We start from the raw sequence: 22,546 nt of genomic DNA, 5'->3' as shown, positions 1-22,546 counted from the left end.
CGCTCGCAGCCCTCAGCCCCTTCTGCCACTGCCTTGGCTGGCGGTTGCGGCACAATGGTGGTATGACTTCGAAAGGCAAACCATCGCCGCGCAGCGCGGTCAAGCCGCTGAGCGACGAACAGGTAGCGAAACTCGCCCAGCGCCATCATCTGGTCGATCCGACCAAGGAATACCCGACAGGCCCGCGTACCCCGAACGATGCGGAGATCAACGCGCAAAACCCGAAAGCCACCGCCCGCCTGCTCAAAGGCGTGTCCGTGGTGCTCAGCCAGCGCAGCAAAGTGTACGCGTGGGGCTTGGAACATGTCCCGGAAACCGGACCGTTCATCACCGCCGCCACGCATGTGACCATGTACGACGTATTCGTCCCGATGATGAGCTTGTTCCACCTTGGCCGCCGTCCACGATTCATGGCCAAAGCAGAAATGGCACACTGGCCGGTCATCGGCAAATGGTTCCAGATCGTCGGCATGCAGCCGGTACCAAGACGTTCCGGCAAAGCGAAAGCCATCGAAGCGGAATCCATCAACATCCTCACATCCGGGCGCCCGCTGACCATCTGGCCGGAAGGCACCCTCACCCGCGACCCGCAGAAATGGCCGATGAGCATGAAATCCGGCGTCGGATACATCGCGCTCGAAGCCTCACGTCGCCTCGGCTACCAAATCCCGCTGTACTGCTCGGTCACATGGGGCGCGGCAAGCATCAACCAATGGTGGCCGTGGCCGCGCAAGAACGTCGTCATGTGCTATGACGACCGGCTTGATTACGCTGATCTGCTCGCCACCCAGGATTCATGGGGTGACGAACCGCCCGTTGAGCTCGCCCAAGCGCTCGCCGACCGTGTGCGCGCCCGGATGGAGACCGTCATGGCTGAAATCCGCGGCGAAGAGCCGCCGGCTGAAGGGTACTGGGATTACCGCACGATGAGTCGCATACCGCGTCCGCAGATATCCTTCCATCGTGAAGACGGCGAGACGCCGTTCATCACCGCCACGTCAGGCGCCGCACCGAACCCAACCGCTTGAGATCGGTGTGCTCGCAAGAGTTTGCAGTACCCTCACCTCGTCTTCGCGCGTGCATAGGCGGGGGCGAGTACCATGAAGCCCAGCAATACGGAGTCCGCCCGCAGCAGGCGGATCCCGGCGGCAACGATAACCGCCACGACCACGAATCAGGCGCCACACAACGCCTGCAAGGAGATTGACATGAAGAACATCACCGTTCTGGGTGCAGGAGCATGGGGAACCGCGTTCGGCCAAGTCCTCGCCGATGCGGGCAACACCGTGACCATGTGGGCGATCGAGCCGGAAATCGTCACGGACATCCATGAGCATCACCGCAACTCGTACCGTCTGCCCAGCGTCGAACAACTCCCGGCGAATATGGACGCCACCGGTGATCGCGCGCAGGCGGTGGCGAATGCGGATATCATCGTTGTTGCGATTGCGGCACAGTTCGCCCGCGTCGCACTCGCCGAATTCAAGGATCTGATTCCGTCCACAGCGCTCGTCGTCTCCCTGATGAAAGGCATTGAACGCACCACAGGCAAACGCATGGACGAAGTGGTGCGCGAATCCCTGAACCTTCCCGCGGAGCGCTTCGTCGCGATTTCCGGACCGAACCTGAGCAAGCAGGTCGCCGACCGCCAGCCTGCGGCCACGGTTGTCGGCTGCGCTGATATCGCCAACGCGCGCACTGTCGCGCAGGCGTGCGAAACCAAGTATTTCAAGCCTTTTGTCACCACAGATGTCATCGGCTTGGAAATGTGCGGTTCGCTCAAGAACGTGGTCGCGCTCGCCGTCGGTATGGCCCGGGGAGCCGGCTACGGGGAGAATACCGCTGCAATGATTGAGACACGCGGTCTGGCGGAACTCACGGCATTGGGCAAGGCTGCGGGCGCGGATCCGAAGACCTTCGCGGGACTAGCCGGCGTGGGTGATCTGGTTGCCACGTGCGGGTCCCCGCTGAGCCGTAACTACACCTTCGGTGCAAATCTGGGCAAGGGTCTGAGCGTCGAGGAAGCCACGAAGGCAAGCAATGGCGTCGCTGAAGGCGTGCCGACCACTGATGCGGTGGTTGCGCTTGGCCGCCAGCTCGGCGTACCGACCCCGCTCGCCAACGCGATGAGCGATGTGTTGGACAAGGGCATCTCCTGCGCCGACATGCTGGGCGAGTTGTTCGGCGGCGACATTACTGAGGAGTGACGCCGCCGAAAAGCGACATCACCGAACGGTGTCGCTGCACGGGCAGTGGCGCCGTAAAGATTTCCGGCGATTCGTGCCCGCCAGCGGCCGCCGAACCATGGTTCGCGCTATGGTTGCGGCAGACGAACGCGCAGCGATCCGCCGCCACGAGGTCTATTCGAAGTCAAGGTGAGAAACCGGGCGCCCGCGCAAAGGCGGGGAACTACCCATAACGTAAAGGATGATCATGACGAAGCAACGCATTATGGTGCTGTACGGCGGCAAGGCCGACGAACATTCGATTTCCTGCATTTCGACCGCCGGTATGCTCAATGCGCTTGATACCGAGCGTTTCGAGCCGGTTCCGGTGGGTATCACCAAGGACGGCAAGTGGCTGGTCGGCGGAACCGACCCGCGCACCTTCTCGCTGGATGGCGGTGAACTCCCGGTCGTCCAGGCCAGTGCCGACGCGCGCGAAGTGGTGCTTGACCCGGCGCGTGGGGCGGATGGGTTCTTCGCCCGCGAACAGAACGGAACACTGACTTCCCTCGGCCATATCGACGCGGTGTTCCCGGTGCTGCACGGCCCGTACGGCGAGGATGGCACGGTTCAGGGCCTGCTTGAGATGATGGGTGTGCCGTATGTGGGTTGCGGTGTGTTCGCTTCCGCCGCTTGCATGGACAAGCATTTCACGAAGGTGCTGCTCAACGCCGCCGGCATCGCCACGGCTCCGGGCATCACCCTTGACACCCGCGATTTCGATGCGGCCGACGGGTTCGCCACCCAAGGCGAGGCGCTGATCTGCCAGGTGCGGGAGGCGGGGCTCGCATACCCGCTGTTCGTCAAGCCGTCGCGCGCCGGTTCAAGCTTCGGTGTGACGAAAGTCGAGCATGAGGGCGATGCCGCCGAACTGGCTGCCGCCGTGTTCGAAGCTTCCCACCACGACTGGAAGGTGCTGATTGAGCAGGGCATCGACGCGCGTGAAATCGAATGCGCGGTGTTCTCGCCCAAGCCGGGCGGACAGCCGCGCGCCAGCTGGCCGGGTGAGATTGTGCTCGACCGTCGCGACGATGGCGAAGACCAGTTCTACGACTTCGACAGCAAGTACATGGACGCGCAGGCATCTCACGTCGAGGTGCCGGCCAAGCTGCCACAGGAGACGCTCGAGCTGGTGCGCAGCACCGCGATTAAGGCGTTCAAGGCTGTTGACGGCGCCGGATTGAGCCGCGTGGACACCTTCGTGACGAAGGATGGCTCGGTGATGGTCAACGAAATCAACACGATGCCGGGATTCACGCCGATTTCCATGTACCCCAAGGCCTGGGCCGCGACCGGTCTGCCGTATGACGAGCTGATTTCCCAGCTGATTGACGGGGTGCTCAAGCACTGAAACCGCCGTCGTACGCAAGCCGGCGGAACTTGCAACCGCTCGGCTTGCTTCGCGCTTGAAGCATCCCTTGCTATGATGAACCTCACCAGTGCTTTGCGGCGAGGGCTGAGCATGTGGACAGTGGTCGGACAACGCAAGGGATGCTCATGACGTGGATGAATGATAACAATCAGCCGGATGACAGCCAGTCAGGTGACAGCCAACTGGACGGCTGCCGGCAGGACGGCAACGGGACAACGGAATCTCAGCAGTCGGCGCAGCCGCAGATGCCGTCTGCGCCGGAGGGACAGCCATATCAATCGGCCCCGCAGCAAGTGCCAGTGAATTCGGCGGCGCCATTACCGTATACTGTGCCGTATGCTGTGCCGCCGCAATCGCCGGTGTCGCCAGTTGCTCCCGGTCCGTGGGCCATGGCGTATCCTCCGGCGATGGAGTATCCGCCAATTCCACAACCCGCTCCGCAGCAGGTTCCTATGGCTCAACCATACGGGCAACAATACCGGGCGATGCCCCCGCAATACCCCGCTGTGCCGCCGCAGATGCCGCAGTCTGCACCGCAACCGCAATTCCAGACCCTGCCGCCGCAACCCCGGTCAGTGTCACAGCCACAACAAGCACCGCAATTCGAGCAGACGCCACAATCCCAGCAATCCCCGCAGGGTCAGCAGACTCCGCAGTCATCTTTGCCTCCGCAACAGCCGTCGCCGTCCCCGCAACCGCCTTATCAGCCGGCATACTCTGGATATCCAACGTACCCAACGTACCCGGCATACCCAACGTACCCGCCGTATCTTCCGCAGGTCTTCCCGCCCGCCCAATTCGCGCAGATACTTCCTCAGCAGTGGCAGGCATGGTGGCAGGCGAAGCGCCGCACGCAAGCGGCGAAACACGACTACTCAATCATCGGCTGGGCGCTGATACTCATCATCGGGGTGTGGCTGGTCGGCGCGTCCCTCGTGACCGTCGGCGTCGCCTTGTCCCACAATGGTGAAAACATCCCCACCGGTTTGCTTCTTCTGCTGAGCAACCTGCCGTTGTATGCCATCGCGATGCCCCTGTCGTTGCTTGTGTTCCGCAACGTGCCGAGGCTGGCGACCAAGCGGTTCGACATGTCGCCCGGCACATTCATCAAGCTGTTCGTCGCCATTGTGCCGATCATGTATATCGGCGCGATTATCGGCAATCTCGTCTCCGCGCCGTTTTCAGGCGACGACCAGGATACGCTCGAATCGGCGTTGGTGAATACGGACTATTTCTCCCTGTTTCTGTTGACCTGCGTGTGCGCCCCGATTTTCGAGGAGTGGATCTTTCGCAAGGAAATCATCGACAGAACCCGCAAATACGGGGAAAAGACGGCGATTGTGGTGTCCGCGCTGTGCTTCGGACTGTTCCACGGCAATGTGCGGCAGTTCTTCTACGCATTCGGTCTTGGCTTGATTCTCGGATACATGTATGTGCGTACGTCGAAACTGTGGTATTCGATGCTCATGCATGCGCTGGTCAATCTCAACGGCGGAGTCATTTCGATTTGGGTGACGTCCCGTATCGACGACAAAGCGCTGATGCGCGCAATGGAACAGTCCAACGATGCTGCGATGCGTGAGGTGCAGCGCCAGATGGGCGGACTGATTATCGTCGGTGTCTATGTGCTAATCATGTTGGCGTTGTTCATCGCGGGCATCGTCATTCTTGTGCGCAACCGTAAGCGTTTTGTCTTCTTTGATGCGCCCGAGCAGCTTGAACAGGGTACCGGCGTGAAGACGGCGCTCGGCAATCCCGGCATGATCGTGTTCCTCGTCGTCGGCACCCTCATGACCATCAGCGCGTTGGTGATGTCGAAGATTCCGGCGGAGGGATCGTTCGGCGTCGATGATGCGGGTTCGGCAACTATCCTGCCACAGATGCTCGGAGCACTGATCGGCTGAGGGTGCCGGCGTTCCGCCTGTGCCCTGTCGGAGTGTGTTGGAGCTTCGCCGGAGTTCTGCTGGGTCTCCGCAACGCCGTTTTCCGCAGTTTTGATATCGCTGAAATCAATGCCGCTGAAACCCGTTGTGTGAGGATTTGCTCGCACAACGGGAGGCGTGGTAGTCGCGCTCTGCCGGATTGGCGGGGTCTCAGGTAGTCGTGTGAGGATTTGCTCGCACAACCGGACGGATGCCTTTCAGCTCACTCCCCGGTCGCGGCGCGCTGCTCGAGGAACTCCTCACCTGCCAAGGATCGGACTGCGGCATCCCGAATCGTGGACGCGAAGATGCCGGGCTTGGCGAACACCATGATCTCGCCCTCGACCCCATACGGGGAGAAGCCGGTGAACTTGACAAGCGGCGGGTTCCCGTCCGCCGCATATTCCGCTGTCGCCTTGCCGACTGTGGCGATCATCCGCATGGAGGCGGAATCGAGGTCGGTTCCTGATTTCAGTGTGAACGGCACGGTGACGCACCCCTCGCTCGCTTCGGTCACGCGCTCGAGCGACGAGGTGTTCAGCACCGAATTGGGGATGACGATTTCATCGCCGCTGCGGGCTTTGACCACCGTGTGCCGCCATGTGATGTCTTTGACTACGCCTGTCGTACCGGCGACGGTGACCAAATCACCGGGCTGAATCACTTTGCCCAGCATCAGCCCGAATCCGCCGATGACATTCGCGATGGTGTCTTTCATACCGAGGGAGATCGCGACGCCTCCAACGCCGAGCGCGGTAATCAGCGTGGTCGGATTGATGCCGAACACCGGTTGCAGCACGATGGTCACGGCAATCACCCAAATCAGGACGCGCGCCAGATTGATGAAAATCGAGGCGCTTGGCACTTGCGAGCGGTTGAGCAGCGTGCGCAGCCCCCGGCTGACGAGTTTTGAGATGATGACCGCGGCGACGATGACGGTCGCCAGCCAGATGAGTTTGCCTGCGTTGGCGCTTAGCCACGCGATGATATATTCGACGATGCTCATATTCCCTCGATTCCCGGGTTGCCAACGCCGGTGCAGTGCCGATACCGCATTTGGATACCGCATAAATCCGGCAGAACCAATCCGGCAAATCAGATTCGTTCCGTTCCCGTTCCAGTATCTTGTATCTTGCGCCATCGCGTCGCGACTGTGCGCCCGTTCGCGGCCGATTCGCACAGAATCAACGAATTGCCGGCAATCGTGTTGCGGGCATGGCTCGCAGAACTGGAAGAATCGCCGCCATGCCCTGTCACGGTGTTGAACGGTTCTCGATTACGATGATGGTATGGGCAACATCGTCGATTATGTGCGCACCGATTTTCGTACCTTCGCCGAGCATCCGTTCTCCGCTGTTGATTCCTTGGTGCTCAGCGAGCTGTCGTATATCCGTTTGCCGTTGGTGGTCCCGGTGTTCGGGGCGGCGCGTTCGATTGACACCATCGCGTTGACAAGAGTGTTGCGGGCGGAGGATTTTCCGATGATGTTCGCCGCCGACTCCCAGCAGGTCAACAGCGCTCGTCTTGATTTGTTGGTTGCCGTCGCTGAAAGCCCGAGATTCCGCGGCTTGCGCGTGGGCGAGTACATCCAGCGCGACGATGTCGACCGTGAGCAGCAGTTCGCCGCGATGACCTTCGACCTTGGTGATTGCACCGGAATCCGTGGGTTGTTCGGCCCGGGCGGTCTGTTGTATGTCGCCTTCCGCGGCACCGACGGCACGCTGCTCGGATGGAAAGAGGACTTCAATATGGCGTTCCGCTGCCCAGTCCCGTCGCAGGAGTCGGCGGCGAAGTACCTTTCCTCAATCCTTGACCGGTCGGCGGGCGTACCCGGCGGCGATGCCTCCGCCGTGATGGTGGGCGGACATTCGAAGGGCGGCAATATGGCGGTGTACGCGTCGGTTCGTATGGCTGCGCGCGATTTGGATGCCATGCAGTGGCTCGCGGATGAATCCGGCGGATCGCAGTTGCCGATGATTGAGGCGACGTCAATGGCGGGCCGCCGGACATCCGACAAGCAGTTGCGCATCGGTAGCGCCGACCCCGGTGACGCCGGCAATATCAGCCGGGGCGTCCAAGACAGCCAAAACCTCCCCACTGACGGCACCGTCCAACACGTTCAACCGACCCAACGTAACCGGTACGCCGCGCGTATTCGCCGGGTGTTCTCCCATGACGGTCCGGGATTTCCCAAGCGGCTCGAATCCGCGGCGTTTGATGCGGTGGCGTCGCGTGTGGATAAAACCGTTCCGCAGTCATCGGTCGTCGGCATGCTGATGGATGACGGTCTGCCACACCGGGTCATCGAAGCCGATGCCGTCGGTATCATGCAGCATCTGGGCATGTCGTGGCAGGTGCAAGATGGCGAGTTCGTCGCGGCGCCCGGATTGTCGGCGACCGCGATGTTCGCCGGCAGCACGGTCAACGCATGGATGCTCGGTATCGACCCGGCTGACCGTCGGAAGGTGATCGACGAACTGTATGTGATTTTCTCGACTCCCGGCTACCGCAGTTTCGGCGAGCTTGCAGAGCATTGGACGACAGCGCTCCCGGTGATTATCGATGCCACGCGCAAGACGGACCGTGAGACGCGTCGGCTGGTCGCCGGTGTACTGGCCGCGTTGCCGGCGACGGCTTGGCGCAACTTGCCGCAGGTTCCGCAACTGGTGATTGATTCGCTGCGTTGACGGTTCGCGATAACAAAACGTTCGTCGCGCCGGCAGTCGAATCTTGGCAGCCGAGTCCAAGTAGCCATGTCCTGACAGTCAAGCCCCGCCGGCTCTGTGAGCCGCCGACTATTGGATGCGCGGCGCAGCAGACGGGTTGAACACCCGCTTCCAATAGCCAAGCATGTCGGTTTTCGACAGGCTCAGATACATGCTCATGGCTAGTGCGGCGGTATCGTCGTTGAGCAGGTCTTCCGGCTTGATGCGGCCCGACAGTTCCGGCCAGCGCCGCAGAATGCCGAACATGCCGCCGATGGCGAAGTCAAGCATGAGGTCGGTTTTCAAATCCAGTTGTTGCGGGTCGATTTGCAGGATACTCATCAGGTTGAGCCGCGAGAAGTCCCGCAGGGATGCAAGCAGTTCCGCCGAACCGTGCGGCCCGGTGACCAAGGACAGCCGGTCAAGCCGTTCGCGTTGCTCCGGCGACTGCAAAACATTGGCGACATTTGTCCGCCAAGCTGTTTCCGGGTCGGTGCCTGACTGTGGCAGCGAAACCGGGGTGTTCTCCACCATGTGCAAGATCGCGGCGTCGGCGAGTTCGGGCAGGCCGCTGAAATGGTAGTAGAAGGAGTTGCGGTTGACGTCGGCTTCGTGCACGATGTCGGTGACGGTGATCTTCCGGTATTCGCGTGATGCGAGGAGGTCCCAGAATGCGTTCTCCATGCGCTCCTTGGCGGGAGGGATTTCCGAGTCTCGGCGTGGCCTTGCCATACGTGCCTGCTCCTTTTCTTGGGATTGTGGCGTCCGCTGCGCCACAGGTCACCATTGTCGCATTATTGATTGACGTTGCCGAAGATGGACAAGAGAGGGGGGTGGAGAGGGGGTATTGATATCGCGGATATTGGAAGGTTGCGGAATCCTGGTGTCACAATCACCGTCCACCACTAACGACTCGATGCATCTCGGGGGGCTTTCACCGGGACGACCAGTAAAACAAGCAAGAAATCGGTTCCGGCACGGGTACTTTGTCGCTGATTCGCTCGAACTGGTCGAGGAACCCAGGCCTCCGGTGCGGGCTTATGCTCTGGTTTGGCGTTACACCGTGAGATGCCGCGTTTCCTGTATTGTGGATAGCCGGATGTGTCTGACGTACAGTCATCAGGTGTGTTGTATCGAGCAACGCGTCACAATGGCATCCGGCACGAATCCGCATTCCGCGATGCTCGCGTTTGAAGGCATCGGCGGATGTGATGAGAAGAAAGGCAGGCGGCATGCAGGTATTGGAATTCGTGGAGCGGCTGTTCCTGACATGGGTGTTGTACAGCTGTATCGGCTGGATTTGGGAGACCGGGCTGTCAATCGTCGTGCGCCGTCGTTTCGTCGACAGGGGTGTCCTGATCGGACCGCTGTGCCCGATATACGGCTTCGGGGCGCTGCTGGTCCTGTTCCTGCTCAACGATGTGACCAATCCCGTCGCGTTGTTCCTCAGCAGCGGCGTTGTCGCATGTACGTTGGAATACATCTCCTCATACGTCATCGAAAAGCTGCATCACGTCAGATTGTGGGATTATAGCAACAAGCCGTTCAATATCAACGGCCGCGTATACCTCAACGGCTTCATTGCGTTCGGAGCCGGTGCGACGCTGGTCAAACTCTTCGTACAACCATGGTTCATGGGGATTGTCCGTCAGTGGACGCCACTGGCCTTGCATATAGTATGCGGCGTCATCGCAGTGCTGCTCATTGTGGACGTCTCGTTGACCGCGGCATACTCGTGGAGCTTCGACACCAAACTCAAACGCATCAGCGAAGATGTCAATGCGGTGCATGCCGAACAGGTCGCGAATCTTGACGAGAAGGTGGTCACGGCGAGTGAGCGTCTCGAGGAGCGCAGGCGCGCTGTGCTCGATTCGCATGTGTCGCATACGCTCAATTGGCAACAGCGACGATTGATGCAGGCGTTCCCCGCCATGCGTTCAGCGCGCGACAATGCGATCATCGACCAGCTGCGCGAGAGCATGGAAGGGTTGCGTTCCGGCCGTCGGACGCGCGATACACGGCATGACGGCGATGATACGCGCGCTGACAAGTAAACTAAGTAACGCTTGCGGGCAGAGCGTCCCGTCGAAACCCCCGTGCAGTGCGAAGCCCAGAATCGTCAGGCTTGCGCGCCGCCCTGTTCACGGCATGTCTGGCCCAAACGGCGGGACAAGGTAATCGGGTCAAGCAGTTGGTCGAGACGACCGTCGGGCATGTCGGTGCGCTCGCCGGCGACTTCGCGGACCGTGCGCTTGGTACGCAACGCCTCTTTGGCGATGGCCGCGGCACGCTCATAGCCGATTTCGCTGTTGAGCGAAGCCGAGATAGACGGCGATTCGGCGGCAAACTGGCGCCCCTGCTCGAGGTTGACGGTGATGCCGTCCACGCAGTTGAGGCGGAAGGTGCGCATCGCATTGCCCAGCAGGCGGATGCCTTCGAGCAGCGTATGCACGGCGACCGGTTCGAAGGCGTTGAGCTGCAGCTGGCCTTCGGCGCACGCCCAGTTGACGGTCGTGTCCATGCCGAATACGGTGAAGCAACACTGATCTACACACTCTGGGATTACTGGGTTCACCTTGCCTGGCATAATGCTCGAGCCAGCCTGACGTGGGGGCACATTGATGTCGTTGAATCCGCAGCGTGGACCGGAGTTGAGCAGACGCAGGTCGTCCGCAGCCTTCTTCAGGTGCACGGCGAGGTTTTTCAGCGCGGACGAGGTGTTGACGAACGCGCTCATATCGCTGGTTGCGGCGATCGGGTCAGGTGCGGCGGTCACCGGATAGCCGGTAATTTCACCGAGGTGCTCGATCGCGGACTTGCGGAAGCGGATATCCGCGCAGATGCCGGTGCCGATGGCGGTACCACCCAGGTTCATCACCGCGAGTTCAGGCTCCAGCTTGTCGAGGGATGCCTTGTCGGCCTTGAAATACGAGGCGAAGGCGTGGAATTCCTGACCGTAGGTCATCGGGACCGCGTCCTGGAGCTGCGTGCGACCGATGGTCACATCGTTGATGTGCTTGTCGGCGAGCTTGTGGAAGGCGCGGGCGAGCAGCCGGCATTCCTCGATCATTGGCTTGAGTGCGGTGATCAGGGCGAGACGGCATGCGGCCGGGTACGTGTCGTTCGTGGATTGCGACTTGTTCACGTGGTCGTTCGGGTGGATGTACCCGTAGTCGCCGCGCTGGTGGCCGGCGAGTTCGAGCGCGCGGTTGGCGATGACCTCGTTCATGTTCATATTCGTCGAGGTGCCGGCGCCGCCCTGGCGTACGTCCACGGGGAACTGGTCGGCGAGCTCGCCGGCTTCGATGTCACGGCATGCCTGCCGGATGAGTTCGGCGCGCATCGGGTCGATCAGGCCGAGCTCCTCGTTGGCGTCCACGCAGGCGCGTTTGACTTGTGCATACCCGGCGATGAGTTCCGGATGCCTGCTGATGGGCGTGTCGGAAACAGGGAAGTTCTGGATGGCGCGCTGCACGTTGATGCCCCAGTACACATTCGCCGGGACCGGCATTTCGCCGAGGGAATCGTGCTCGATGCGCGCGGGGCCGCTGAACGGCAACGGCATATGGGATACTGTCGCGTCGCGGGGGTCGCGCAGTTGTTCTGTCGCGTCCTCGCTGACCGCCGCTGCGGCGGCTTTCGCGTCGGCGTCGTGCCCGCTGTTGGCCGGCATCGTTGTGATGCCGCTGATGGCGGTGTCCGCGACATCCGCGGTGTCAATGGTGTCGTTGCTGGTAGCTGCTGTATCCATGGTTTCACCCTAGGCTTTCTTCGTTACCTATGATGCCGCATCGTAATACGACACGCCTGAAGCTGAAACTGTGCGGAAACGTGTCCGGGTACATGTGGCCGGTGGGTTCGTGGAGGGGCTATTCCGCGTCCCTGATGAATCGCAGGTACTGCGATGCCGGTTCAAAAATCGCCCATTGCGCTGCGAATCGTTCGTCGCCTCGGTAGATGACGAACCGGTGTTCGGCTGGGATATCCAGCATTGTTCCGACGGTTGACAGATGGCGGACGAAGGTGAGCCGGGCCGTTTGTCCGGATTTGATTTCGATGAGTTTCGGCGATGATTGATCCGTCAGGTCCATGAGGTCGACTTCTACCTGGTTGGAATCACGGTAGAAGCACAGTTGCGGTGTTTGCGCGTGGTTGTAGTAGTGCTTGAGTGTTTCCTCGATGATGAGGTTTTCGAATACGTCCCCGCGTTTATCGCTCGTGTTGTATTGTTCTGTTGTCGTGAATCCGCCAAACGGTGGTATGGACTCGCGTCATGCCGCGGTTTCGCTTGCGGCAGCCGGGTCGCGCTGCAAGACGAGGAACACCAGCGCCACCACAAGCAGCACGCCGATGGACAGCACGCCGAGCGACGCATTGCCGGTGGCCGATGTGGTCGCCGCGACGATGAAGGTACCGAGAATGCTCGCGGTCTTGCCGAAGATGTCGTAGAAACCGTAGTATTCGTTGGCGTGCGACTTGGGGATGATTTTGCCGTAATATGAGCGGCTGAGCGCCTGAATACCGCCTTGGAACATGCCGACCAGGATCGCGAGAATCCAGAATTCGGTGGCGGAACGCAGGAAGAACGCCGCGAAACATACGATGCCAAGATATGCGATGATCGCGGCCATGATCATCGGTTTGCATCCGAATCGCCTGGCAAGCCGCCCGTAGGCGATTGCGCACGGGAAGGCGACGAACTGGGTCACCAGCAGGGCAAGCACCAGCTGCGTGGAGTCGATGCCAAGCTGCGTACCGTATGACGTGCTCATCGAAATCACCGTGTTCACGGCATCGATATAGAAGAAGAACGCGACCATGAACATCCACAACGGTTTGTTGCGGGAAATCTCGCGGAAGGTGTGCCCCAGCTCGGCGAATGTGCCATGTACGGCATCGCGCATATGGTCTGCGGTTTCACGATAATGCGTCTGGCGGTAGCTGCTGATCAGCGGGATGGTGAATGCCGCCCACCACAAGGCGGTGATGATGAAGCTCGCGCGAGTGCAGGCCGCGGTGCTCCACCCGAATGCCGAAGGGCCGGCGAAAATCAACGCTATGCAGGCGATGAACGGGATAGTGGATCCGACATACCCCCATCCGTAGCCGTGCGAGGAGACCTGGTCCATGCGCTCGTTGGTGGTGGTGTCGATGAGCATCGAATCGTAGAAGGTCAGTGAGCCGTTCAAACCGATGGTGGCAAGCATGCATACCGCGAGGAATGCGACCCACCCCAGGGGCAGCGCCATCGCGAAGCAGGCGAGGACGCCGGTGCCGAAGAATCCGATGAAGAACTTGATCTTCATGCCTTGCACGTCGGCGATGGAGCCGAGGATCGGCATCAGCAGCGCGATGATGAGGGATGCGATGGTCTGCATGTAGCCCCAGGTTGACACGATGTTCGATTCGCCGGCGGCCTTGAGCAGGGAGTTGACATAGATGGGGACGACTGCCGTGGACAGCAGGACGAATGCGGAATTGCCGACATCGTAGAGCGCCCACTGCTTTTCCAGACGATTGAGATGGTTGGTGTTACCGGTGCCGTCGGTGGCGGTGTCGGTCTGCGTGCTGGGTGTGATGAGTGCGGTGGGCGTAGTCGGCACGGTCGCCGGTTTGGCCGGCCGTTGCGCTGTGTCAAGAATATTGGTCATGGGAACTCCCGTCTGTCTACCAGAAGGGTATGTTTGTGCAAACAACAGACGGGGTGGATCGGATGAACAGCCCATGAACACTAGGTGATTTTCTCGGGTGGCAGGTGCGAGGCGCGATTGGTGATGGGATGCGGCCGGTGATAGAAGATGGCTGGTCAGAGGGGACGGCCGGTGACGGAAGGCGTTTGGGTTGGCGGCGCCTGTCGTCACCGGTACTGCCGTGAAACCGCCGCTACGCTTGCGCGGAGGTGTCTGTGTCCCCTTCATGCTGTTTGATCAGCGCGATCGCATCCTCGACGGGCGGGCAGTCGGGCACGCCTGCCTTGTTGTTGCTGATGGCAATCGAGGCGGCCGCGTTGGCGATCCGCACCGCGTCAAACAGCGACCAACCCTGGGCGAGCATCGCGCACATCACGCCGGTGTGGCATGATCCGGCGGAACGCGTATGCGTTGATTTGACAGGGAAGCCTTCCACGTGCACTACTTCGCTGCCGGGCACACGCACCCATGCTCCCCGTGCGCCCGCGCGCAGGACGAGCGGGGCGCGCAGCGTCGAGCCGAGCGCGTCGCACAGACCGGTCATCGCGTCGTCGAAACCGCCGCCGATGGTCAGTTTGGAATCATCCATAGGAGGGATTCCGAGCCGCTCGGCAAGCGTATTGGCTTCCTGACGGTTGCACGACCATGTCGGCCGGCATAGCACCGTGTCTTCAATGAGATGATCGCTGACCAGATGCAAGGAATTGGTAGGATTCAGCACAATCGTGTACGGGCGTTTGCCGGGGTTCGTGCCGGCGCGATGCAGGAACCCGTCGATTCCGGCTGCGGAATGATCCAACAACGTGTTGCCACTGATGTGAACGACATCGCCATCCTGCGGTTCGATTGCGTCGAATGTCCGTTCGTCGCCCTGTGCTTCGGCGCCATACGTCGCAATGAAGGTCTTGTGCGATCCATCATTCAGCACCAGCCGGAATCCTGAGTCTTTATCAAGCCGGTCGCCGCCGATATGCTGGATGCCATTCGCCTCGAATTCGTCACGGATCACCGACGACCACAGCCCTGTGCCGATTATGCCCGCGTGCTTGGCGGGCGATCCCGACCGCGCGGCCGCCTGCAACACGCGGAAGCTCCCGCCCACCGACGGCGTCACCGAATCGGCGACGGCGAATCCGCCCGGCTGTGGAAGTTCTCCAACGCCCATCATGATGTCGACCCATACTTGGCCGAGCGAAATCACCGATGCTGCGCTCTGCTCCGGCTTGCGCGAGTTGAGGATATCGTGAAGCATACAACCTCCTGACTCATCCTTGTGCGATGCGTATGCGAGGCAACCGAGGCAACGTGGTTACCGCAGACTGTTCTCACATTCTATCGGTATTTCTGGGATTATTGTGGAGGTTGAAGTTAGACATGTTGCTTGAAAATGCCGGGATTTCGCTGCTATCCACGAATGCGGCACGCAGGTTTGCGCTTGATCGGATTTGGTTGTAGTCTAGTGTAGTTGTGTGTTCGGCGGACGCATATGCGGCGGTCGGGCAGACACGACTTGCAAGTCAAAGAAATGTATAGGGAGTCCATCATGGCAGCTCGTTGCGCAGTGTGCGGCAAGGGACCGCAAACCGGTTTCACCGTGTCGCATTCGCATATTCGCAATAAGCGCACCTTCCGTCCGAACCTGCAGCCCGTCCGCACTACCATTGACGGTCAGAATGTCCGCCTGCGCGTGTGCGTGAAATGCATCAAGGCTGGCAAGGTTCAGCGTGTGGCCGCGTGAATCGCGAATGAAGAAACAAGACCCCGGAACTTCAGTTTCCGGGGTTTTTGCTTTTCTGGTGGCGCTGGGTTGGTGGTGATGCCCCGGATTGACGCGGGGGATTATCGTTGCACAGGCTTGCGTGTGATGATGTCCAGGACGGTGGTGTGGGAGTTTGTCGGAAAATCGGTGGGCTGGGGGTGATGTCCTGAATTTCCCGGGAGTTTATCGCGGATGCGTGGATTCGCCGCTGTTCTCCCGGTCTCGGCTTGTTGGTCGGTTTTTCTGAATCGCGGATTTCCAACGTTCCTGTTGGGAGATTATCCGCAGAGTGCCTGATTCGTGCAGAACTCCCGTGTCCTGTGCGGGAGTTTATGCGCGTTTCGTGCGGATCCGGCACTTCTCCCGGGAGCATTTCGTCCTCCGGGTGCTTTCCCGACCGACAAGCCGCGGACGATTCAGTGGCTCACCGGTAAGGGGCATCCTTGGACCATGACACTATGACACGCTTACCGCACAACGCCGACGGGGATGAGCGGTAATATCTGTGATTCCTACATGCCTATCTGCCTGCTGTGAGATTGGGCTGTCGCGCGGCGGTGAGATACCGACGGTTTCCGATGGCTGGTGGGGGCTATCTGTCTGTGGTGCGACTGGGGTGTCGCACGGCGTTGGGATTGTCGTTGGCTCGCCCCGAGAAGTCGGGACTATCTGTCTGCTGTGCGACTGCGTTGTCACACTGTGACAGGGTGTCGACGGTTATCGGCGGGTGGTGGGGACTATCTGCCTGCTGTGCGACCCTGTCATCGCACGACAGGTGAGTTCCGTCGCCCTCCCGCTGCACGGAACCTGATGTGGGACAATAAGAGGTATGACCGTTTCACTGACCACCCCGCTAGCCAAGCTGTTGACCAATCGTCGTCGGGTCAGCGCGCTGAAAGGCCTTGGCTTGGTCACGTGCGCGGACGTCCTGACGTATTACCCGTTCCGGGTCACTGATCCAGTGCCCCTGCGGGCGGTGCGAGAAGGCCGAATCGGCGAGCCGATGGCTTTCGCCGGTGTTGTGCGCGATGTTCGCGTGATGCAGATGAACGCCCGTCGCGGCTACCGGGTCCAAGCCATGGTCGACGATTCCGCGTTCGCCGCCCAACGCCACGTGCCCGGCTCCGTCACCGCACTCGTGTTCTTCTCCTACAAGCAGCAGTACGTCAATTGGCTCAGCGCCCGACTACACGCCGGCGCATCGGTGGTCGTGTGCGGTACACCCAGCGAATACGACGGCATGCCACAGTTCACCCACCCAGAAGTGCTCACCGTTCCGCCCACCCCAACCGCATCGCAGGAATCCGCCCGTGGCCTGCGTTTCGACGCTGACAGCATCGATGACGCGTTGCGGCGCGTCTGCCGTCCGCGCCCGGTTTACCACGCCAATTCCCGTATTTCCAGCGAGCATATCCACGATTCCATCGTCACCGTGTTGCATGCGCTCGCTGCCGGAGACGATGACGAAGCCGAGCTGTCTACCGCGCAATCCGAAAGAACCGCGCAATCCACACAATCCGGAACACACGGAACGACCGGCACAACCGCAATATCACCGGAACCCGCGGAACCCCAAGAATCCGCACCGTCACTATCCCGCGCATCTTCCCTCTCGCCAGCCCCCGACGGCATAGAGACATCCCCCAAAATCCCTACTGCCGCCTTGTGTCGCGCCATTCCTGACATCCTGCCCGAGAGCGTGCGTGAAGCATGCGGCCTGATGCATCGGGCCGAAGCCTTCCTTGCCATACATGAACCTGATTCGGTGGACTCGTTCCGGCAGGCCCTTCACACCTTGCGATATGAGGAAGCGTTCATCTCGCAGACCGCCGTCCTGCAAGAACGCGAGCAAGCGCGCAAAGCCGAGACCTTCCCCTGCACTGACGGCGACATGCGCGAAACTTTCATCGATTCGCTCCCCTTCACCCTGACCGGCGGGCAGGCCAGCGTCATCGACGACATCGTCCAAGACATGGGCCGCGACTACCCGATGCAGCGCCTGCTGCAAGGCGAAGTCGGCTCCGGTAAAACCGTGGTCGCGCTCGTCGCGATGCTGCAAGCCGTCGGATCGGGCTATCAAGCGGTGCTTGTCGCCCCCACGCAGGTGCTTGCCGAGCAACACGCCGAAACCATCGGCGGCATGGTCAGCAAGGCGGGACTTGACATTCCGGTCACGCTGGTCACCGGCGGCATGAAGCTTGCGGCACGTCGCAAAGCGCTCGCGGCGGCGGCGAGCGGCGAGCCGGGCATCATCATTGCCACGCACGCCGCGTTCTCGAGGACATTCCAAGCGCCGAATCTTGCTCTTGCGGTTATCGACGAGCAGCACCGATTCGGCGTCGAACAGCGCGAAACCTTGCTGCAACGCGGTGAGAAGATCCCGCATCTGCTGGTTATGACGGCCACGCCGATTCCTCGCACGGCCGCGATGACATGGTTCGGCAGCCTTGATTTGTCGTGGCTGACGGAGCTGCCGGGCGGTCGCAAGCCGATCCGCACCTTCGTGATTCCCGAGGCTGACGGCCCGACTATGGCGAATATGTTCCGGCACATTCGCCGCAGGATTGACGCGGGGGAGCGCGCGTACATCGTCTGTGCGCGCATCGACGAGGATGAGAGCGACGACCAGGCCGGTCAGGATGCCGAACTGTTCGAAGAGCCGGACGATGCCTCCGGCTCGGGGGATGGCTCCGGCGGGTCGTCGTCCGCCCAACCCAAGCCCCCGCTGCATGCGGTCAGCGAAATCGCCGCGCGGCTTGAAGCACTCCCGCAATTTCAAGGGGTGCGGTTCGCGACCTTGACCGGGCGAGATGATGATGCGACCAAGCAACAGGTGATGGCTGATTTCGCGGCCGGCGTCACTCCGGCCCTCGTGGCGACCACGGTGATTGAGGTGGGTGTGGACGTTCCGCAGGCCAGTTGTATCGTGATTTTCGATGCGGACCGATTCGGCTTGTCACAGCTGCATCAGCTGCGTGGGCGTGTCGGGCGCGGCGGCACGGATTCGTGGGCGTTTCTCGTGTCCCGGGCGGAACCGGGCAGTATCGCCGAACAGCGGCTGGCTGTGATTCAGGGTTCGCTTGATGGCGCGGAAATCGCGCAGGCGGATTTGGAGTTGCGCGGCGCCGGCGATGTGCTGGGCGATGCGCAATCCGGCGGAAAATCGGGCCTTAAGCTGCTGCGTGTGGTCAAGGATGCGAAGATGATTGCGGATGCCCGTGCCCGCGCTGAGCAGGTGCTCGCGGATGATCCGGGGCTCGACCACGAGGTGCAGCTCGCCGGAGCGGTCCTCGATTTCACGCGCGGCAACGAATCCCACCTCATTAGCAGCTGACTCTCTGTTTCCGCCGACGCTGGCGGGTGGCTGAGCGCCGGTAGAGGGTTATGGTTCTGTTTTTGCCGACGGCTCAAGATAGATGACCGCGGTTTCGCCGTATGTACGCGCGTCAGCCTCATGCCATCCCGCCGGTGGAGTGAGCGCATCAGACCGCACAGACCGCTCGACTACGATCATTGTGTCCGGGCCTGTCGTCGCTCCCTGCGCGAGAGCATCCAACAGTGCGTTGCATTCCTCGGTCGCATACGCGTACGGCGGGTCGATGAACACCAAGTCAAACGGCGCGCCATGATACGAGTCAACGAACACCTCAGCGCGCCGTCTCATCACCCGTGCGGACAATTCGGGACGCCACGCCTTGGAACGCTTGAGCTGGGCGAACGTGCCGTTGATGAGCGCCGCGGCGGGCCCGGCGGACTCCACAGCCACCAACGACCGTGCTCCGCGCGACAGCGCTTCGATACCGAGCGCTCCTGTCCCGGCGAACAGGTCCAGTACATTGGCTCCCCGCACCAGATTCCACGAGTCGAGATGGGAGAACACCGCCTCTTTGGTGCGGTCGGTGGTCGGTCGGGTCCCCGGCTTCGGTGTGGCCAACGCCATGCCCTTGAATCGTCCTGCAATCACGCGCATACTGACCACTCTACCCGTGCTCCGGTCACTGGCGTGCGTGTGACGTCGCCCACATATTCTGTCAGAGAAAACACGGGTGTCGAACCGGTCCGACATGTACCGTAAAACCAGCAGGACGGATGATAGGCCCGTTGCAACGGTACGCGCATCATCTATCCTCGGCAGCAGTCCGCTGAACCATATCATTTGTATCACCGAAAACCCGGATGACCGGAACATTCCGCAACTCCGCAACCGCCACTTTGGGAGGCACTATGTCCGCTTTTGTTTCCGCGATTTCCACCCGTCGTTCGCAGTATGCGCTGTCTGACGCGGCCGCGCTGCCGGACGTCGAAATCGTCGATCTTGTCCGCTCGGTCGCCGGCGAGGTTCCCAGCGCTTTCAACTCCCAGCCGCAGCGCGTCATCGTGCTGTTCGGCGCGGAACATCACCGCCTGTGGACGATTGTGCACGACGCCCTGCGCGCCGTGGTCAAGGACGATACCGCGTTCGCCGCCACCGAGCAGAAGATCGCCGGTTTCGACGCCGCGCACGGCACGGTGCTGTACTTCGATGACACCACCGTCACCACGAACTTGCAGGAGCAGTTCCCCTCCTACGCGGCGAACTTCCCGGTGTGGGCGCAGCAGGCGAACGGCATGCTCCAGTTCGCCATCTGGTCAGCGCTCGCCGAGGCGGGTATCGGTGCGAACCTGCAGCATTACAACCCGCTGATTGATGACGCAGTCCGTGAGGCCTTCGGCATTCCCGAGAATTGGAAGCTGGTCGCGCAGATGCCGTTCGGCGAGGTCACCGCGCCCGCCGGCCCGCGTGAGCATATGCCGCTGGACGAGCAGGTCCAGGTACGTGGCCTGTGACGCGGTGTCGCGGCTGAGCTCTGGTAGCATGCGGTGAATCTACAGCTAACCTACAGCTGACTTGCGGCCTGTCGGGAGTGATTCCGGCAGGCCTTCGTCATATCCCGGATATGTGTGGTGCGGGGGATACGCAGCACATCTGGAACGCCGGAACGTCCAGAATGCGACGGACGACATGCCCAATCGCCTAGCCGCTCGGCTGTTTACTCCCGATTCAGCCGCCGCGGATGCTCTGCCGAAACCTCCCAGCCGAGCGCCATCAGTGTTTTACGGTCGACCTTGCTCAGCTGCGCACAATCCAACTGTTCGATCAAATCAGGCCGAATCGCATCGGTGCGCGCCAACGCCTCATCGCGGCGGAAGCGGTTGACTTTCCCGTGATCGCCGGAGAGCAGCACGTCAGGCACGCCCATTCCGCGCCACACCGCCGGCCGCGTGTACTGCCGATGCTCGAGCAGCGCCTCGGAGCCCGTATACGATTCCTCCACAATGGACTCCGGGTTTCCCATGAACCCGGGCAGCAGGCGCGTAATCGCCTCCAACATCACCGATACCGCGACCTCGCCGCCGTTGAGCACATAATCACCGATCGAATATTCGCGTACATCCACGCCCTGCGCCCGATAGTATGCCGGAATACGCGCGTCATAGCCTTCGTAGCGCCCGCAGCCGAACACCAACCGTTTGGCGTGACTCAGTTCGGTCGCGTCGCGTTGGGTGAACAGGGGAGCGGAAGGATTGGGGAAGATCAGCACGGTATCGAGATTGTGGGTGGGAGCCTGCGAATCGCTGTCGGGTACCGTATCTGCCGATGCACTGTCGGATGCAGGCTGATGTTCCGCGTCGCCGGTGCCGTTGCTCGGGGATTCGCCCGCTGCAGCGCTCGTCGTAGCTGTGACATCAGCGCCGTCAGGGATGCCCGCGCCGGAATTACTATTGCTGTCGCTCTCGCCATCGGCGTTCATTTCGCGCGGTTCCAGCCCGAGCAGATCGTCCAGGCATTCCGCCCAGACCTCCGGTTTCATGACCATGCCGGCGCCGCCGCCGACCGGGGTATCGTCCACGGAATGATGCACGTCATGCGTCCAATCGCGCAGATTGTGGGCGTGGACACTGACGAGCCCCTTGCTTTGCGCTTTGCCGAACAGGCTTAGGTTCAGCACGTCGAAGTATTCGGGGAATACGGAAACGATATCGATCTGCATGCCCACCACTGTACCGGCCCGCCGTCCCAAGACGCGGGAATACCGCCGCCGCGTGCTCAACGGTACCGATGCCGACGATTCGCGGACGGTATCCGTCGGGCGGGCCAGACGACGTGAGGGGTGTGCGCCCGGTTTGGAACGCACACCCCTCACGTGTTCTGGTCTCTTGATGTCGCGTGACAGTGATGATGACGAGATGTCGATATCATCGGGCGTCATGCGCCGGACGCAGATCGTCAGCCAGTCACAAGGCGGTCACCAGCCGGGAATCAGCCCTCCCGGCGGGTCGAGCGTCAAATACCCGTTCTCGAGGTCGATATCCGACACCAGCTGGTCGACGAACGGCACCAGCGTGCTGGTTTCGCCGTCCACCGGCTTGGCGAGGCGGATTTTGAGCAGGTATTGGGCGCCTTCGATGACGTCCACGACTTTGCCGACCTTCTGTCCGGCTGGCGCGCCGAGCATGTTGTCCTCGGCGAACCGGGCTTCCAGCCCCAAGAGATCCTTCGGATACCATGCGTCCTCTTCGAGCATGTCCTCCGGATCGTCGGCTTCGCCGTACAGGACGGTGCCGTTGAGGGCTTCGGCGGCGTCACGGTCGTCGACACCTTCGAAATGGATAATCCAACGGTTCTTGAAGGTCCGCGAATGCGCGACCTCGAACTCCTGTTCGCTGTCACGCGTATAGAGCAGGGAACCCGGTTCGAACCGGTAGTCAGGCTCGTCGGTGAACACCTGCACGGTGACTTCGCCTTTGAGCCCTTGAGCGCGGCCGATACGACAGACCCTCAGCAGTTCGCGCTGCTGAGGGTCGTCGGAGTGTTGCTGATGCACCACGCTC

At 61.2% G+C, this 22,546-nt stretch carries 18 protein-coding genes; 9 read left to right on the top strand and 9 right to left on the bottom strand.

Translation table 11 applies throughout. The annotated features are described in order from the left end of the window. Positions 1-62: 62 nt before the first annotated feature. The 4 genes from ACTQYB_RS05760 to ACTQYB_RS05745 all read left to right on the top strand — a co-directional run bounded on the left by ACTQYB_RS05760 (position 63) and on the right by ACTQYB_RS05745 (position 5,501). Positions 63-1,028, top strand: coding sequence for a lysophospholipid acyltransferase family protein (locus ACTQYB_RS05760; protein ID WP_033506732.1), 966 nt, complete (start codon positions 63-65; stop codon positions 1,026-1,028). 180 nt (positions 1,029-1,208) lie between these two features. After that, positions 1,209-2,207, top strand: coding sequence for an NAD(P)H-dependent glycerol-3-phosphate dehydrogenase (locus ACTQYB_RS05755; protein ID WP_441482062.1), 999 nt, complete (start codon positions 1,209-1,211; stop codon positions 2,205-2,207). A gap of 226 nt (positions 2,208-2,433) precedes the next feature. Next, a complete protein-coding gene (locus tag ACTQYB_RS05750; RefSeq protein WP_441482063.1) occupies positions 2,434-3,576 on the top strand; it encodes a D-alanine--D-alanine ligase family protein in 1,143 nt (380 codons plus the stop codon). 146 nt (positions 3,577-3,722) lie between these two features. After that, positions 3,723-5,501 (top strand): CPBP family glutamic-type intramembrane protease, encoded by a 1,779-nt coding sequence (locus ACTQYB_RS05745; protein ID WP_441482064.1) that lies wholly within the window; start codon positions 3,723-3,725, stop codon positions 5,499-5,501. A gap of 241 nt (positions 5,502-5,742) precedes the next feature. Here ACTQYB_RS05745 and ACTQYB_RS05740 read toward each other — a convergent pair whose 3' ends face one another. Further along, on the bottom strand, positions 5,743-6,525 hold the full coding sequence (locus ACTQYB_RS05740; RefSeq protein ID WP_441482065.1) for a mechanosensitive ion channel family protein: 783 nt from the start codon (positions 6,523-6,525) through the stop codon (positions 5,743-5,745). A gap of 283 nt (positions 6,526-6,808) precedes the next feature. On the opposite strand from ACTQYB_RS05740, the gene ACTQYB_RS05735 reads away from it, so the two are divergent. Continuing rightward, on the top strand, positions 6,809-8,206 hold the full coding sequence (locus ACTQYB_RS05735; protein ID WP_441482066.1) for an Mbeg1-like protein: 1,398 nt from the start codon (positions 6,809-6,811) through the stop codon (positions 8,204-8,206). Positions 8,207-8,314: 108 nt separating this feature from the next. Here the strand turns inward: ACTQYB_RS05735 and ACTQYB_RS05730 are convergent, their stop codons facing one another. Continuing rightward, positions 8,315-8,956, bottom strand: coding sequence for a TetR/AcrR family transcriptional regulator (locus tag ACTQYB_RS05730; RefSeq protein WP_033506742.1), 642 nt, complete (start codon positions 8,954-8,956; stop codon positions 8,315-8,317). A gap of 500 nt (positions 8,957-9,456) precedes the next feature. On the opposite strand from ACTQYB_RS05730, the gene ACTQYB_RS05725 reads away from it, so the two are divergent. Continuing rightward, a complete protein-coding gene (locus ACTQYB_RS05725) occupies positions 9,457-10,278 on the top strand; it encodes a putative ABC transporter permease (RefSeq protein WP_414600827.1) in 822 nt (273 codons plus the stop codon). 65 nt (positions 10,279-10,343) lie between these two features. On the opposite strand, the gene ACTQYB_RS05720 is transcribed toward ACTQYB_RS05725, so the two are convergent. From ACTQYB_RS05720 to ACTQYB_RS05705, 4 genes are all read right to left on the bottom strand, one after another. Continuing rightward, a complete protein-coding gene (locus ACTQYB_RS05720) occupies positions 10,344-11,789 on the bottom strand; it encodes an aspartate ammonia-lyase (protein WP_044093086.1) in 1,446 nt (481 codons plus the stop codon). Positions 11,790-12,093: 304 nt separating this feature from the next. After that, positions 12,094-12,486 (bottom strand): DUF4143 domain-containing protein, encoded by a 393-nt coding sequence (locus ACTQYB_RS05715; protein ID WP_441482106.1) that lies wholly within the window; start codon positions 12,484-12,486, stop codon positions 12,094-12,096. A 9-nt stretch (positions 12,487-12,495) separates the two neighbouring features. Beyond that, entirely contained in the window at positions 12,496-13,875 is a 1,380-nt protein-coding gene (locus ACTQYB_RS05710) for an MFS transporter (protein WP_441482067.1), read from the bottom strand. Positions 13,876-14,107: 232 nt separating this feature from the next. Next, complete coding sequence (locus tag ACTQYB_RS05705; RefSeq protein WP_441482107.1) at positions 14,108-15,154, bottom strand: PfkB family carbohydrate kinase; 1,047 nt, start codon at positions 15,152-15,154, stop codon at positions 14,108-14,110. A 303-nt stretch (positions 15,155-15,457) separates the two neighbouring features. Between ACTQYB_RS05705 and rpmB the strand changes: the two genes are divergently transcribed. Together rpmB and ACTQYB_RS05695 are read left to right on the top strand one after the other, a co-directional pair. Continuing rightward, entirely contained in the window at positions 15,458-15,652 is a 195-nt protein-coding gene (rpmB, locus tag ACTQYB_RS05700) for a 50S ribosomal protein L28 (protein WP_015449820.1), read from the top strand. A gap of 850 nt (positions 15,653-16,502) precedes the next feature. Continuing rightward, positions 16,503-19,007, top strand: coding sequence for an ATP-dependent DNA helicase RecG (locus ACTQYB_RS05695; RefSeq protein ID WP_441482068.1), 2,505 nt, complete (start codon positions 16,503-16,505; stop codon positions 19,005-19,007). 48 nt (positions 19,008-19,055) lie between these two features. On the opposite strand, the gene rsmD is transcribed toward ACTQYB_RS05695, so the two are convergent. After that, complete coding sequence (gene rsmD / locus ACTQYB_RS05690; RefSeq protein WP_441482069.1) at positions 19,056-19,643, bottom strand: 16S rRNA (guanine(966)-N(2))-methyltransferase RsmD; 588 nt, start codon at positions 19,641-19,643, stop codon at positions 19,056-19,058. A gap of 206 nt (positions 19,644-19,849) precedes the next feature. On the opposite strand from rsmD, the gene ACTQYB_RS05685 reads away from it, so the two are divergent. Next, the gene (locus tag ACTQYB_RS05685) at positions 19,850-20,500 is read left to right on the top strand and encodes a nitroreductase family protein (RefSeq protein ID WP_441482070.1); all 651 of its coding nucleotides are present in this window, start codon (positions 19,850-19,852) and stop codon (positions 20,498-20,500) included. A gap of 203 nt (positions 20,501-20,703) precedes the next feature. Here the strand turns inward: ACTQYB_RS05685 and trmD are convergent, their stop codons facing one another. Together trmD and rimM are read right to left on the bottom strand one after the other, a co-directional pair. Continuing rightward, on the bottom strand, positions 20,704-21,705 hold the full coding sequence (gene trmD, locus ACTQYB_RS05680) for a tRNA (guanosine(37)-N1)-methyltransferase TrmD (protein WP_441482071.1): 1,002 nt from the start codon (positions 21,703-21,705) through the stop codon (positions 20,704-20,706). A 255-nt stretch (positions 21,706-21,960) separates the two neighbouring features. After that, positions 21,961-22,542, bottom strand: coding sequence for a ribosome maturation factor RimM (gene rimM / locus ACTQYB_RS05675; RefSeq protein ID WP_441482108.1), 582 nt, complete (start codon positions 22,540-22,542; stop codon positions 21,961-21,963). Between the last annotated feature and the right edge of the window lie 4 nt (positions 22,543-22,546).

The sequence above is a fragment of the Bifidobacterium sp. LCP19S3_E9 genome (assembly GCF_052121135.1).
GTDB classification, from domain to species: domain Bacteria; phylum Actinomycetota; class Actinomycetes; order Actinomycetales; family Bifidobacteriaceae; genus Bifidobacterium; species Bifidobacterium thermacidophilum.
The sequence above is the reverse complement of the archived record's forward strand: the minus strand, read 5'-3'. Positions and strand labels throughout refer to the sequence as shown.

Coding starts and splice junctions, on each gene's coding strand:
- ACTQYB_RS05695 (WP_441482068.1), top strand. CDS start 16,503: ATGACCGTTTCACTGACCACCCCGCTAGCCAAGCTGTTGACCAATCGT.
- rsmD (WP_441482069.1), bottom strand. CDS start 19,643: ATGCGCGTGATTGCAGGACGATTCAAGGGCATGGCGTTGGCCACACCG.
- ACTQYB_RS05710 (WP_441482067.1), bottom strand. CDS start 13,875: ATGACCAATATTCTTGACACAGCGCAACGGCCGGCCAAACCGGCGACC.
- ACTQYB_RS05745 (WP_441482064.1), top strand. CDS start 3,723: ATGACGTGGATGAATGATAACAATCAGCCGGATGACAGCCAGTCAGGT.
- rpmB (WP_015449820.1), top strand. CDS start 15,458: ATGGCAGCTCGTTGCGCAGTGTGCGGCAAGGGACCGCAAACCGGTTTC.
- ACTQYB_RS05730 (WP_033506742.1), bottom strand. CDS start 8,956: ATGGCAAGGCCACGCCGAGACTCGGAAATCCCTCCCGCCAAGGAGCGC.
- ACTQYB_RS05725 (WP_414600827.1), top strand. CDS start 9,457: ATGCAGGTATTGGAATTCGTGGAGCGGCTGTTCCTGACATGGGTGTTG.
- ACTQYB_RS05685 (WP_441482070.1), top strand. CDS start 19,850: ATGACCGGAACATTCCGCAACTCCGCAACCGCCACTTTGGGAGGCACT.
- ACTQYB_RS05760 (WP_033506732.1), top strand. CDS start 63: ATGACTTCGAAAGGCAAACCATCGCCGCGCAGCGCGGTCAAGCCGCTG.
- ACTQYB_RS05720 (WP_044093086.1), bottom strand. CDS start 11,789: ATGCCGTTGCCGTTCAGCGGCCCCGCGCGCATCGAGCACGATTCCCTC.
- ACTQYB_RS05755 (WP_441482062.1), top strand. CDS start 1,209: ATGAAGAACATCACCGTTCTGGGTGCAGGAGCATGGGGAACCGCGTTC.
- trmD (WP_441482071.1), bottom strand. CDS start 21,705: ATGCAGATCGATATCGTTTCCGTATTCCCCGAATACTTCGACGTGCTG.
- ACTQYB_RS05750 (WP_441482063.1), top strand. CDS start 2,434: ATGACGAAGCAACGCATTATGGTGCTGTACGGCGGCAAGGCCGACGAA.
- ACTQYB_RS05735 (WP_441482066.1), top strand. CDS start 6,809: ATGGGCAACATCGTCGATTATGTGCGCACCGATTTTCGTACCTTCGCC.
- ACTQYB_RS05740 (WP_441482065.1), bottom strand. CDS start 6,525: ATGAGCATCGTCGAATATATCATCGCGTGGCTAAGCGCCAACGCAGGC.